Raw genomic sequence first — 12,074 nt, 5'->3', positions numbered from 1 at the left:
ATCGCCTCTTTTTCTTTATCGGATTTATATCAAAAAAATAAAGACCCTGCCAGGGCCTTTATTTACATTTCTCTCATTTCTTCTTCAGGAATCTCAAATGTAATCTTGCCTAAATATAATCCACGGATATCACGGATGATCAGCTCTGCTGTTTTATCAAAATCAACTTCTCCACCTGCAATTAAACAGCCTCTGAGCTTCCCAATATGTGTGAATTTCTCGAGAACATCTTCTGGTATTTCAGCAAATTGATAACGTTCTTTTAAGCGAGTGGGGTATTGTTTCTCTAAAAACCTTAACCCAAATAAAGATATATCTTCTAAATTGAGAATCGTATCTTTAATCGCGCCCGTCAAAGCCAATTTATATCCAACCAATTGATCTTCAAATTTTGGCCACAAAATCCCAGGGGTATCAAGCAGTTCAAGCTCTTTGCCCACTTTAATCCACTGCTGTTTCTTGGTAACGCCTGGTGTGTTACCTGTTTTAGCAATATTTTTTTTGACAAGCCGATTAATCAATGTCGATTTCCCTACATTAGGAATGCCAACAATCATCGCACGTATCGCTCTCGGTTTCATTCCACGAGCTCTCATTCGGTCCCATTTTTCTTTTAAAATATCTTGTGAGGCTTTGACAATTTGTTGCATCCCTATCCCAGCTTGAGAATTCACTGGAATAGCCTTCATTCCTTCACTCTCAAAATACGAAATCCACCGCTTTGTCATATGAGGATCCGCCATATCTTCCTTATTCAACAGCACAAGACGTGGTTTATGTTGAACAATTTCATCAATCATTGGATTCCGTGAAGAGAGTGGGATTCTCGCATCTACTAGCTCAATGATAATATCTACTAATTTTAATTTTTCCGTTACTTCCCTGCGAGCTTTCGCCATATGTCCAGGAAACCATTGAATCGTCATGCCTATTCCTCCTGGTTCTATTCAACATTCCGTACATTGCCAACTGGCCAGAAAACAATACTCGTATTGCCCACAATCTCTTCGATATTAACAGAGCCGATCGTGCGACTATCTTGACTAACGGGACGATTATCCCCTAACACAAAAATATGTCCTTCTGGTACGGTGCTTTGATTGATAACTTCTTCTAATGAAAAGTCTTTTGTATAGTGTGTTCCTGGATATTCCTTTTTGTATTCATCCAGATAAGGTTCATCATAAGCTTCACCGTTAATATACAACACATCATCTTTGTATTGAATTTCATCTCCTGGTAAACCAATCACGCGTTTAATATAGTCTTTATTTCCAGGTGCATGAAAGACAACGATATCAAATCGATCTGGTTCTTTGAACTGATAGCTGATTTTGTTCATAATCATTCGTTCACCATTATGTAAGGTTGGGACCATAGAGCTTCCATCTACCACAATGGGTGAGAATAAAAAGAAGCGTATGATCGCCGCAAGTCCCGCCGCTATTAATAAGGCTTTCGTCCATTCCCATACTTCGTTTTTTTGTCGCTCCATTCCCTCCACCCCTTTATTATAGATAATTATCTATCTATTTATTATTTATAACCTTACTAAGTATATACTATTTCGGATTGAAAATGAATATGAAAAAGGAGCTTGAACCCAAGCTCCTTTAATTTCATAACTATCGAATTTCTTTAATACGAGCTGCTTTACCACGTAGATTACGTAGATAATAAAGTTTCGCACGACGCACTTTACCACGACGCAATACTTCGATTTTAGCAATTTTAGGCGTGTTTACTGGGAAAGTACGTTCTACACCTACACCGTAAGAAATCTTACGTACTGTAAATGTTTGAGAAATACCGCCACCACGACGTTTAATTACAACACCTTCGTATACCTGAACACGCTCACGGCTACCCTCAACGATGTTCACATGAACACGTACAGTATCACCAGCACGGAATTTAGGTAAATCAGTGCGAAGTTGCTCCTTCGTAATTTCACGAATAATATTGTTCATTGAATTCAACTCCTTCCAAAGGACATTCATACAAAACTTGTTTGCAGCGGAACATTCAAAATAGACGAAAGTAGAAACTACTTTTAGTCACAAAGAATATCTTACAACATCTTGGGCTACTTTGCAATGGTTATTCAGAATTTCTCCACTGAGATATCCATTTTTGCTGTTGCTCTGATAACGGATAATTCTCTAGTAAATCTGGTCTTCTTTCAAATGTCCTACGTAGAGATTCCTTTTCTCTCCACTCTGCGATTTTCGCATGATTGCCAGAAAGAAGAGTTTCTGGTACTTCTAGTCCACGAAAATTAGCAGGTCGAGTATAATGAGGGTGCTCGAGTAATCCAGAAGAGAAGGAATCTAATATCGGAGAATCTTCGTTTCCTAACACACCGGGAAGTAATCGTACCACTGAATCAATGACGACCATCGACCCTAATTCTCCGCCTGTGAGCACGTAATCTCCTATGGAAATCTCGTCTGTGACTATATTTTCTCGAATTCTTTCGTCATAGCCTTCATAGTGACCACATAAAAAGATCAAATGATCTTCCTTTGATAATTCTTCGGCTTTCTTCTGGGTATAACGCTCACCTTGAGGGCACATCAGTATAACACGGGGCTTCTTTCCTCCGCTGTTCAATTCTTCTACAGCATCAAAGATTGGCTGAGCCATAAGAACCATACCCGCTCCTCCGCCATATGGGTAATCATCAACAGAGTTGTGCTTGTTGCTTGCATAATCACGGAAATTGGTGACAGAATATGTGACTGCTCCCTTTTCGCTTGCTTTTTTTAAGATGGATTCATTCAAGACACCCTGGAACATCGTCGGAAACAAGGAAAGAACATCGATTTTCATGACAAAAGCCCTTCCATCGGTTCTATTACAATCTGTTTTTTCTCCACATCGATGCTGACAACAATATCTTCAATATAGGGAATAAGGAATTCTCCTTTGTTTCCTTTTACAACCCAAACATCATTTGCGCCCGGGGCTAATATTTCTTTCACTTCTCCAATTTCTTCACCTGAAGTAGTTGTAACATTACAGCCAATAATCTCGTGAAAGTAAAATGAACCCTCTTCTAACTCGCTCAATTGATCTTCTGTTACTTTTAATGTTCCGCCCTTAAAACGTTCAACATCATTAATATTTTCGTATCCCTCAAATGTAAGCAAGTCGAAATTTTTGTGTCGGCGATAGGAAGAGACAGTCAATGAAATTTCTTCTTTTTCAAGAAATAAGCTAAGCACATTTCCTTTTCGATATCTTTCCTCAGGAAAGTCAGTACTCGAAATGATTCTAAGTTCACCCTTCACTCCATGCGTATTCACTATTTTACCAACGTTAAACCATTTTTCCATGTTGTTTTCACCTCTCACGAATTTCAGATATAACCCCATCTTTTACTAAGATAGTTTTCCCGCTTATTACCTTCTCCCATTGATCTCCGACTTCAACCTCAATGATCGATTGCAGTTCTTGATCCTTGATCTCACTACCAATGGGCAAAATAGTTAATTGTTCGATTTGAAATTCTACCAACTTTATTTTTTCTTGTCTTGCTGCGATTTCTTTTTCAAAATGAACGGCAATTGTTTTCGGAGAAAATTTTTTCATTTTCTCTTGTTTTTTTAATTCAAATTTAAACTGATCAATTTCTTTTTGCATTTGACGTTTATGACTTTCGTATTTCTTAAATAGTTTGTCCTTACTATGTGTTGTTAGTACTTGTTTGACAATAACTGTTTGGAGAATTTTCACCTTTGTGTCCCCCTTTAGTAGCTTTTACTCTATACCTTTGCCCTTAGCTTTGTAAAAGTGGGAAGTTTATGTATGAAGACCATGTAGAAATATTATAGTTTGCGGAAAAAAAGATATGGAAAAAGGGAGGTTATCCCTCCCTTTCAATCAACGATTTCTAATACGGTTTTCTTCTGTTGATGCGAACCCGCTGCAGCGTAAACGACTGTTCGAATCGCTTTCGCAATTCGTCCTTGCTTACCAATGACCTTTCCCATATCGTCTGGATGAACCGAGAGAGTCAGTAATATCCGATAATCTTGTTCAACCTCTGTAACCGATACTTGTTCAGGATGATCAACAATAGGCTTTACGATTGCTTGTAGTAGTTCAGTCATCATGATGAATTACTTGCTTTGTTTTGAATTGTGGAATTTTTCCATAATTCCTTGCTTTGAGAAAAGGTTACGAACAGTGTCTGATGGTTTTGCACCGTCTTTTAACCATTTAAGAGCTAGATCTTCGTTAATGTCAACGATCGCTGGCTCAGAAACTGGGTTGTATGTCCCAACTGTTTCGATGTCGCGACCATCACGTGGTGAACGAGCATCTGCTACTACGATACGATAGAAAGGGGATTTGTTAGCTCCCATACGTTTTAAACGAATTTTTACTGCCATTTAAAGCACCTCCGGAAAATTTCACAGTAAATAAGTTACTATCTACTGTCGATTTGTTTGTAAAGTATTTTTTCTTAACAGACGTTAGTATAATACCAAATAACTTGTTTGTAAAGTCTTTTTTCTTAACAGTTACTTTTTTTAGTGATATAGGGCTGTTTTCGCAAAATATGTTGTATTTCGATTCAGTTTATAAACGATGATATAGCTTTGTTTCGGCGCATCTCTACGTTTATTTTCGATATGAATCACCAGTAAAATAAACCAATTCATCTAAAATTAGACTAAATAGCAACAATGCAAACAAAAAGAGCCAAAGATAATTACATAAACGGGAATTTAAAGCCCTTCTTCTTCCCTTTTCCTTGCATATTTGTCATTTGTTTCATCATTTTTTTCATCTCTTCAAACTGTTTTAATAGACGATTGACTTCTTGAATACTCGTGCCACTTCCACGAGCAATTCGCTTTCTTCTGCCGGCATTGATTACTTCAGGATGCAACTTTTCTTCTTTTGTCATCGATTGAATAATCGCTTCGATATGACTGATTTGTTTTTCATCCACCTGCATCTTATCTAAGCCTTTCATCTTGTTCGCACCCGGCATCATCTTAATCAGTTCATCTAGGGGACCCATTTGGCGAACTTGGCCTAATTGCTCGAGAAAATCATCTAGTGTAAAGGATGAGGTTCTCATTTTTTGTTCTAATTCTTTAGCTTTGTCTTCATCTACGTTCACTTGCGCCTTTTCAATAAGAGACAAAACATCTCCCATTCCTAAAATCCGCTGAGCCATACGCTCTGGATAAAATGGTTCTAACGCATCCATCTTCTCGCCCATACCGACAAATTTTATCGGCTTATCCGTCACAGAACGAATACTTAAAGCCGCACCGCCTCGTGTATCTCCATCAAGTTTAGTTAAAACCACACCTGTAATACCAAGAGCATCATTAAAGCTCTCAGCAACGTTGACAGCATCTTGCCCCGTCATCGCATCAACCACTAAGAAAATTTCGTCAGGAGAGGTCAATTCTTTAATTTGTTTCAATTCCTCCATCAAATTTTCGTCAATGTGCAAGCGGCCAGCTGTATCAATTAACACATAATCAAGATGTTCTTCTTTCGCGTGTTCGATCCCTTTTTTAGCAATTTCAACAGGACTCACTTGATCGCCCAATGAAAATACAGGTAACGTTAATTGCTTCCCTAATGTTTCTAGTTGCTTTATCGCTGCCGGTCGATAAATATCAGCGGCCACTAACAAAGGCTTTCGATTATGCTTTTTACGAAGAAGATTAGCAAGCTTCCCGGACGTTGTTGTTTTCCCTGCCCCTTGAAGACCAACCATCATAATTACTGTAGGTGGACGTTTGCCCACAGCGATCACGCTCTGTTCACCACCCATTAAATTGGTCAGTTCTTCTTTCACGACTTTAATCACTTGTTGTCCTGGAGTTAGGCTAGTCATTACTTCTTGACCAATGGCACGTTCACTTACTTTTTTCACGAATTGTTTGACTACTTTAAAGTTAACATCTGCTTCAAGTAAAGCCAGACGAACTTCTCTCATCATTTCTTTGACGTCTGCTTCGGAAACTTTCCCTTTTCCGCGAATCTTTTGCATTGTACTTTGCAGTCGGTCGGCTAACCCTTCGAATGCCATCTATGCCGCCTCCTAATCTAATTTCTCTATTTGTTGTAGCCAATCCTGTATCTGTTCTACACTTACATCTTGGACTTGAAGATCAATTCGAAATTGTTTAATTAATTGAGCTTTTTGTTTAAATTTATCAAAGAGCAACAGCTTTTTTTCGTATTCTTCGAGCATTGCTTCTGTTCGTTTAATATTGTCATACACAGCTTGTCGGCTTACACCAAACTCTTCAGCAATTTCACCTAATGATAAATCATCTAAAAAATAAAGGGACATATAACTTCTTTGTTTAGGAGTTAACAACGAAGAATAAAAATCATAAAGATAGTTAAGTCTTGTCGTTCTTTCTAACATGTTGTTCCCCCCTTTGTTAAGTGAAAAACCTTTACATATGAAGAATACCGAGTCACATAATAAAAGTCAAGCAGAACCTTACACTACATTACAACACATAATTACCCCAAAAGAGAAGGGACAACAAACAGAGATCCCCTCCCCATCAGACAATAGTTGACTATTGCAACAATCTAAACAGCTACGCTTCTTCTTGATCAATTAGGTCAGAAAATAACCCATATACATACTTTTCAGCGTCAAAGGGTTGCAAATCATCCATCTGTTCTCCTAATCCTACAAATTTAACAGGGATGTTAAGCTCGTTGCGAATAGCAAGGACGATTCCTCCCTTTGCCGTTCCATCTAACTTAGTTAAAACAATTCCAGTCACATCTGTCGCTTCTTTAAAGGTCTTGGCTTGAATTAGTGCGTTTTGACCTGTAGTGGCATCAAGCGTCAGAAGAACTTCATGTGGAGCATTCGGTACTTCTCGCTCTATTACTTTTTTCACCTTTTCTAGTTCTTTCATTAAATTAACTTTATTTTGCAATCGTCCAGCTGTGTCACAAATCAACACATCTGCTTTTTTGGCTTTAGCTGATTGAACCGCATCAAACATGACCGCAGCAGGGTCTGAACCTGCTGCTTGTTTCACAACATCAACACCAACACGCTCGCCCCAAACCTCCAATTGCTCAATCGCCCCTGCACGGAATGTATCGCCTGCTGCTAAGACCACTTTATTGCCTTCTTTTGTTAACTTATGGGCCAATTTTCCAATTGTGGTTGTTTTTCCAACACCATTGACACCGACAAACAAAATCACTGTGAGTTTATTTTCTTGAAGATTCAATTTACTTGACCGTTCATCGCTACCTTCGTAAATATCGACCAATTTTTCAGAAATAACACTTTGAATTTCTCGCGAATCACTAATGTTTCTTCGCTGAACTTCAAACTTCAATTCATCAATTAATTCCATCACCGTATTAAATCCTACATCCGCACCTATCAAGATTTCTTCCAGCTCTTCAAAAAATTCCTCATCAATTTTGCGGTATCTCGCTACGAGATCATTTACTTTGTTAGAAAAATTATCTCTCGTTTTCGTTAAGCCTTCTTTAAATTTATCTGTCACAGAATCAGATTTTGTGGTGAATTTTTCTTTCATTTTTTTAAAAAAACTCATCATATCACTTCCTTTAGTTCGTTTCCATTAATTGTTGAGTCTCTTCGAGTTTGACAGAAACTAGCTTGGAGACACCCGATTCTTGCATTGTCACACCATATAAGACATCCGCTTCCTCCATTGTTCCTTTTCGATGAGTGATAACAATAAACTGCGATTCTTCACTAAATTTTTTTAAGTATGAGCTAAACCGTTGGACATTTGCTTCATCTAGAGCTGCTTCCACTTCATCTAAAATACAAAATGGGACAGGCCGTACTTTTAAGATTGAGAATAGAAGTGCAATTGCCGTTAATGCACGTTCTCCTCCTGATAATAAACTGAGATTTTGTAGTTTCTTCCCGGGTGGCTGAGCAACAATTTCTACACCTGTTCGCAGTAAATCCCCTGGATTGGTTAGGACAAGATCCGCCCGACCTCCCCCGAATAATGAGCGAAAAACCTCATCAAAGTGTTCGCGAATGGAAGTAAACGTCCATTCGAATCGCTTCACCATTTCTTCGTCCATTTCATCAATTACTTGGAAAAGAGTGTCTTTTGCTTCTTGCAGGTCATTTTTTTGCTCGAGTAAAAAATCATATCTTTCTGAAACCCGATCATATTCTTCAATTGCGCCAATATTCACGTTTCCAAGCTCATCTATAGCAAGTTTGATTAATTTCACTTTTTTTTGAGCCTCATCGACTGAACTATTCAAAGGGAATTCTTGTTTGGCAGCTTCAAAGCTTAAAGCATACTCTTCCCGCAGATGATTTAGTCGGTTGTCGAGCTCAACATCCAATCGATTCATCCGTACTTCTTCGTCTTTCAAAAATCCGCTAATACCGCGATGCTGACGTTGGTATTCTTTTAATTCTCTCTCTTTATCTTCAATTAATCCGACCAGTTTTAATCGTTCTTCTCTTCGAACCGAGATAAGATTGGTAGTATCCTCTTTTTGTTTTCGAACTTCCACTGCGTCACGATCCAGTTTTTCTTCTCCACTAAAATTATTGGTCATTTCCTCTTTAAGCCAAACAAAATCTTCTTCCATTCGTTGTTTCTTTTGGGTCGCATTCACAGTCTCTTCTTCTAAGAAGTCCAGCTGTTTAGCAGAATGTGAGAGTTGCTCCGCTTTAACGGCCAATGTTTCTTTTACCTCACTTAATTTAAGAGTAAGTTCTTCCTTTGACGCACTCTGTTCTGCTTTTTTCCTGGTTAGGTCCTCTATGTTTCGATTGATTCCAACAAGTTCAATTTCTAGTTCCTCTAGAGTTTGATCTAATTCTTGCTGTCTTAGGTTGATTTTCTCGTGTGAAGAATCAAAATCTTTCATTTCGAGGTCGTATAGGGCTAAGCGCTCATTCATATTTTGTTGAGATAAATCTACCTCACGACTTTGAGCTTTGAATTCTTGTTCTTTTAATCGTAATTGTTCGCCCTTCAGTCTCGCTGACTCAATCTTTTTCTCTTGATGTTCTATCGTTGCTTTTAAAGATTTGACCGAATATTCTCGCTGGTGTGTCTGCTCTTCCATCTTCATTAATTTTTCTTTTATATCTTCTAACTCCCCTTTTCTAGTCAATAAGGAATTAGATTTTTGTTTCATCGTTCCTCCGGTCATAGATCCACCCGGGTTTACAACATCTCCGTCAAGGGTCACCATTCGATACCGAAAGGAAGTTAGTTTAGCAATTTCATTTGCTCCTTTTAGGTCTTTTGTAATGACAACTGTCCCTAATAAGCTAGAAATGACAGGTTGGTACTTTTCTTCAAATTCAATTAACTCTGCGCCTAGCCCAATAAACGAATCATGGTTAGATAGGGTCGTATAGAGAGAGGTCTGTATGCTCTTCCCTTTAATGATCGTCATCGGTAGAAATGTTGCTCGACCATACTGATTCTTCTTCAAATAGGAAATAGCAGCTCGCGCATTCTGTTCATTATCAACAACAATATGTTGCAATGCTGCGCCTAGAGCTGTTTCAATCGCTTTTTCATACTCTTTTTCAACAGAAATGAGTTCAGCAACAGCGCCTTGAACACCACTTAATTGACCATCTCTCTCTTTTAAAACTTCCTTAACACCTTGAAAAAATCCAGCGAATCCTTCTTCCATCTCTTCTAGCATCTCTTTTCGAGACTTCGCCTGTTGTAGAAATTGATAAGCTTGGTAAAGTGCACTTTCTTGTTTTTGATATTTTTTTTTATTTTGTTCTAAAGCACTTTGCTCGTTGCGATACAGGATCACTTGGTCGTCTAGCGTTTGGCGTAGTTCTTTCAAATTTAAGGTTAAGTGTTCTTTTTTCTTTTCAATTTCTGCTCGCTCAAAAACGTATTTTTCGTTTTCAAGATGAAGACGAGAGGTTCTCGTAGCTTGCTGTTCAAGTTGACCCGCTAAATATTGTTTTTCGTTTCGAATATTCGCCTGTTGATTCAACTTATCAAAATAATCGGATTTAAGTGACTCGATTTTCCCTTCAATATCTTCATTTAAGCTTTTAAGGTCACGTTGAGTTTGCCCTAATTCTTCTTTGAGCTGAAGGACGGTTTGAGAAAGAGACGTATTTTCTTCTTCAATTTCCCTTTTTTGTCTAATCAATGTTTCTAGCTTAATCGTAAGTTCTTCAATTGTCCGTTGTAATTGTTCCTTGTTTTGTGACGCATTCTTTTTTCGTTCTTTTAATACTTCTTTACGACCTTCTAATTTTTTCAACTCTTCACTAACACTTAGAAGAACGTCTTGAAGGTCAGTGATCGACTCATCTAAAGCAACCATTTGATCCCGAGAAAGAATTAAATCTGTTTCTCTTTCAGTGAGAAGTGTTGAAAGTGTCAATTCTTTCGCACTTTGCTCCTCTAATTGTTGATTAGAAGCCTCCCAGTGCTTATGTATCTCTTCAATTTCATGGACCGTTACCCCCACTTCAAATGCCTTCAGTTCATCTTTTTTCTCTAAAAATTCTTTCGCCATGCTAGCTTGAATTTTCAACGGCTCAACTTGACCTTCTAGTTCGTGAAGAATATCCTGAACTCGGTTTAAGTTTTCTTGCGTTTCATCTAATTTATTTTCAGCCTTTTTTTTTCGGTTTTTATATTTTAATACGCCTGCAGCTTCTTCAAAAATCGTTCTTCGATCTTCTGCTTTACTGTTTAGAATTTCTTCTACGCGTCCTTGAGAGATAATCGAAAAAGCTTCTCTTCCTAGCCCTGAATCCATGAATAAATCAACGATATCTTTTAATCGACAGTTTTGTTTGTTTATCAAATATTCACTGTCTCCAGATCGAAAAACTCTTCGCGATATACTAACTTCATTATAATCAATCGGTAAAAATTGATCTTCATTGTCTAGTGTTAACGTGACTTCTGCAAAGTTTAACGGTTTTCTAGAATCAGAACCCCCAAAGATAATATCTTCCATTTTCGCTCCCCGAAGTGATTTCGCAGATTGTTCTCCAAGAACCCATCGAATGGCATCCGTAATATTACTCTTGCCACTTCCATTTGGACCTACAACTGCGGTAACTCCGGAGACAAATTCTACAGAAACACGTTCGGCAAACGATTTAAACCCTACAACGTCTAAACGCTTTAGGAACATCTTCCTTCTCCTACCTTCTGTCTTAATTATTCTGTTTGAGCTTATCAAGGGCCATACGAGCAGCATTTTGTTCTGCTTCTTTTTTGGACCTTCCTGTACCTACTCCAAGCTCTGAGTCATTAAACATAACTTGAGAAATAAACTCTTTGCTATGAGCAGGACCTTTCTCTTGGAGGATTTGATAGTGTATTCCACCTGCACCATCTCGCTGAATATACTCTTGCAGTTGGCTTTTATAATCCATCACATGAGAAAAAGCACCGTTATTTATTTTAGGAAACACAATTTTGTCTAAAAAGGATACCACCATATTTACCCCTTGATCTAAGTACAAGGCTCCAATAAATGCCTCAAACACATCAGCTAAAAGAGCCGGGCGCTTGCGACCACCCGTTAATTCTTCTCCTTTGCCTAATAGCACCAAGTCTCCAAATTCCAATTCATGAGCAAATGTTACTAAAGATGGTTCGCACACAATTGCTGCTCGGAGCTTTGTTAACTCCCCTTCACTCATCATTGGGTATTTGTTAAAAAGAAAGTGGGACACGGTTAATTCTAATACAGCATCTCCTAAAAATTCTAAACGTTCATTGTCTTCGAACGGTTTTTTTCGATGCTCATTCACATAGGATGAATGAGTAAAAGCTTGCTTTAATAAAGCATCATTTTGAAATGTTAGTCCTATTTTTTCCTGAAACTTTTTAAAATTCTCTTCTGTTTTATTCCATTTTTTTTGCTGACGATCTTTGTTCACTTTTCGCATAGTGCCTCCACCTTGCATATTATTTCGTCGTACGACATAAATCACACTCTTAAAGTTTAGTTCAATTCTTCATAAATGGCAAAGATCATTTTTAAAAAATCCTTTTCAAACATGAAGAAAGCCCCGTCAGAAACGGAGCTCGAACTAG

At 38.0% G+C, this 12,074-nt stretch carries 13 protein-coding genes; all 13 read right to left on the bottom strand.

What is annotated here, in order from left to right; all coding sequences use genetic code 11:
• Positions 1-62: 62 nt before the first annotated feature.
• Complete coding sequence (ylqF, locus tag U8D43_RS08195; protein ID WP_335870699.1) at positions 63-926, bottom strand: ribosome biogenesis GTPase YlqF; 864 nt, start codon at positions 924-926, stop codon at positions 63-65.
• 17 nt (positions 927-943) lie between these two features.
• Entirely contained in the window at positions 944-1,495 is a 552-nt protein-coding gene (gene lepB, locus U8D43_RS08190) for a signal peptidase I (protein ID WP_335870698.1), read from the bottom strand.
• A gap of 130 nt (positions 1,496-1,625) precedes the next feature.
• Positions 1,626-1,970 carry a 50S ribosomal protein L19 gene (rplS, locus tag U8D43_RS08185; protein ID WP_335870697.1) on the bottom strand — a complete coding sequence of 115 codons (345 nt, stop codon included), beginning with the start codon at positions 1,968-1,970 and terminating at the stop codon, positions 1,626-1,628.
• Between the two features lie 130 nt (positions 1,971-2,100).
• Complete coding sequence (trmD, locus tag U8D43_RS08180) at positions 2,101-2,832, bottom strand: tRNA (guanosine(37)-N1)-methyltransferase TrmD (RefSeq protein ID WP_335870696.1); 732 nt, start codon at positions 2,830-2,832, stop codon at positions 2,101-2,103.
• Positions 2,829-3,338 (bottom strand): ribosome maturation factor RimM, encoded by a 510-nt coding sequence (rimM, locus tag U8D43_RS08175; protein ID WP_335870695.1) that lies wholly within the window; start codon positions 3,336-3,338, stop codon positions 2,829-2,831. Before rimM ends, trmD begins: the two co-directional genes overlap by 4 nt.
• Positions 3,339-3,345: 7 nt before the next feature.
• Complete coding sequence (locus U8D43_RS08170; protein ID WP_335870694.1) at positions 3,346-3,738, bottom strand: YlqD family protein; 393 nt, start codon at positions 3,736-3,738, stop codon at positions 3,346-3,348.
• A gap of 143 nt (positions 3,739-3,881) precedes the next feature.
• Positions 3,882-4,115: a KH domain-containing protein gene (locus U8D43_RS08165; RefSeq protein WP_335870782.1), complete on the bottom strand. Its 234-nt coding sequence runs from the start codon at positions 4,113-4,115 to the stop codon at positions 3,882-3,884.
• 9 nt (positions 4,116-4,124) lie between these two features.
• Positions 4,125-4,397, bottom strand: coding sequence for a 30S ribosomal protein S16 (gene rpsP / locus U8D43_RS08160; protein ID WP_335870693.1), 273 nt, complete (start codon positions 4,395-4,397; stop codon positions 4,125-4,127).
• 323 nt (positions 4,398-4,720) lie between these two features.
• Positions 4,721-6,064, bottom strand: a complete 1,344-nt coding sequence (ffh, locus tag U8D43_RS08155; protein WP_335870692.1) for a signal recognition particle protein — start codon at positions 6,062-6,064, stop codon at positions 4,721-4,723.
• 12 nt (positions 6,065-6,076) lie between these two features.
• The gene (locus U8D43_RS08150; RefSeq protein WP_335870691.1) at positions 6,077-6,409 is read right to left on the bottom strand and encodes a putative DNA-binding protein; all 333 of its coding nucleotides are present in this window, start codon (positions 6,407-6,409) and stop codon (positions 6,077-6,079) included.
• 181 nt (positions 6,410-6,590) lie between these two features.
• Entirely contained in the window at positions 6,591-7,580 is a 990-nt protein-coding gene (ftsY, locus tag U8D43_RS08145; RefSeq protein WP_335870690.1) for a signal recognition particle-docking protein FtsY, read from the bottom strand.
• Between the two features lie 13 nt (positions 7,581-7,593).
• On the bottom strand, positions 7,594-11,163 hold the full coding sequence (gene smc, locus U8D43_RS08140) for a chromosome segregation protein SMC (protein ID WP_335870689.1): 3,570 nt from the start codon (positions 11,161-11,163) through the stop codon (positions 7,594-7,596).
• Positions 11,164-11,185: 22 nt separating this feature from the next.
• Positions 11,186-11,926, bottom strand: a complete 741-nt coding sequence (gene rnc, locus U8D43_RS08135; RefSeq protein ID WP_335870688.1) for a ribonuclease III — start codon at positions 11,924-11,926, stop codon at positions 11,186-11,188.
• Positions 11,927-12,074: the final 148 nt, after the last annotated feature.

The organism is Bacillus sp. 2205SS5-2, from assembly GCF_037024155.1.
Taxonomy (GTDB): Bacteria; Bacillota; Bacilli; order Bacillales; family Bacillaceae_K; genus Bacillus_CI.
Note: the sequence above shows the minus strand (reverse complement) of the source record. Positions and strands in the feature narration are given on the sequence as shown.

Bases quoted from the DNA above. Each gene is read 5' to 3' on its own strand.
- rnc (WP_335870688.1), bottom strand. From the start codon at position 11,926: ATGCGAAAAGTGAACAAAGATCGTCAGCAAAAAAAATGGAATAAAACA.
- ftsY (WP_335870690.1), bottom strand. From the start codon at position 7,580: ATGAGTTTTTTTAAAAAAATGAAAGAAAAATTCACCACAAAATCTGAT.
- U8D43_RS08165 (WP_335870782.1), bottom strand. From the start codon at position 4,115: ATGACTGAACTACTACAAGCAATCGTAAAGCCTATTGTTGATCATCCT.
- lepB (WP_335870698.1), bottom strand. From the start codon at position 1,495: ATGGAGCGACAAAAAAACGAAGTATGGGAATGGACGAAAGCCTTATTA.
- ffh (WP_335870692.1), bottom strand. From the start codon at position 6,064: ATGGCATTCGAAGGGTTAGCCGACCGACTGCAAAGTACAATGCAAAAG.
- ylqF (WP_335870699.1), bottom strand. From the start codon at position 926: ATGACGATTCAATGGTTTCCTGGACATATGGCGAAAGCTCGCAGGGAA.
- rplS (WP_335870697.1), bottom strand. From the start codon at position 1,970: ATGAACAATATTATTCGTGAAATTACGAAGGAGCAACTTCGCACTGAT.
- rimM (WP_335870695.1), bottom strand. From the start codon at position 3,338: ATGGAAAAATGGTTTAACGTTGGTAAAATAGTGAATACGCATGGAGTG.
- rpsP (WP_335870693.1), bottom strand. From the start codon at position 4,397: ATGGCAGTAAAAATTCGTTTAAAACGTATGGGAGCTAACAAATCCCCT.
- smc (WP_335870689.1), bottom strand. From the start codon at position 11,163: ATGTTCCTAAAGCGTTTAGACGTTGTAGGGTTTAAATCGTTTGCCGAA.
- U8D43_RS08150 (WP_335870691.1), bottom strand. From the start codon at position 6,409: ATGTTAGAAAGAACGACAAGACTTAACTATCTTTATGATTTTTATTCT.
- trmD (WP_335870696.1), bottom strand. From the start codon at position 2,832: ATGAAAATCGATGTTCTTTCCTTGTTTCCGACGATGTTCCAGGGTGTC.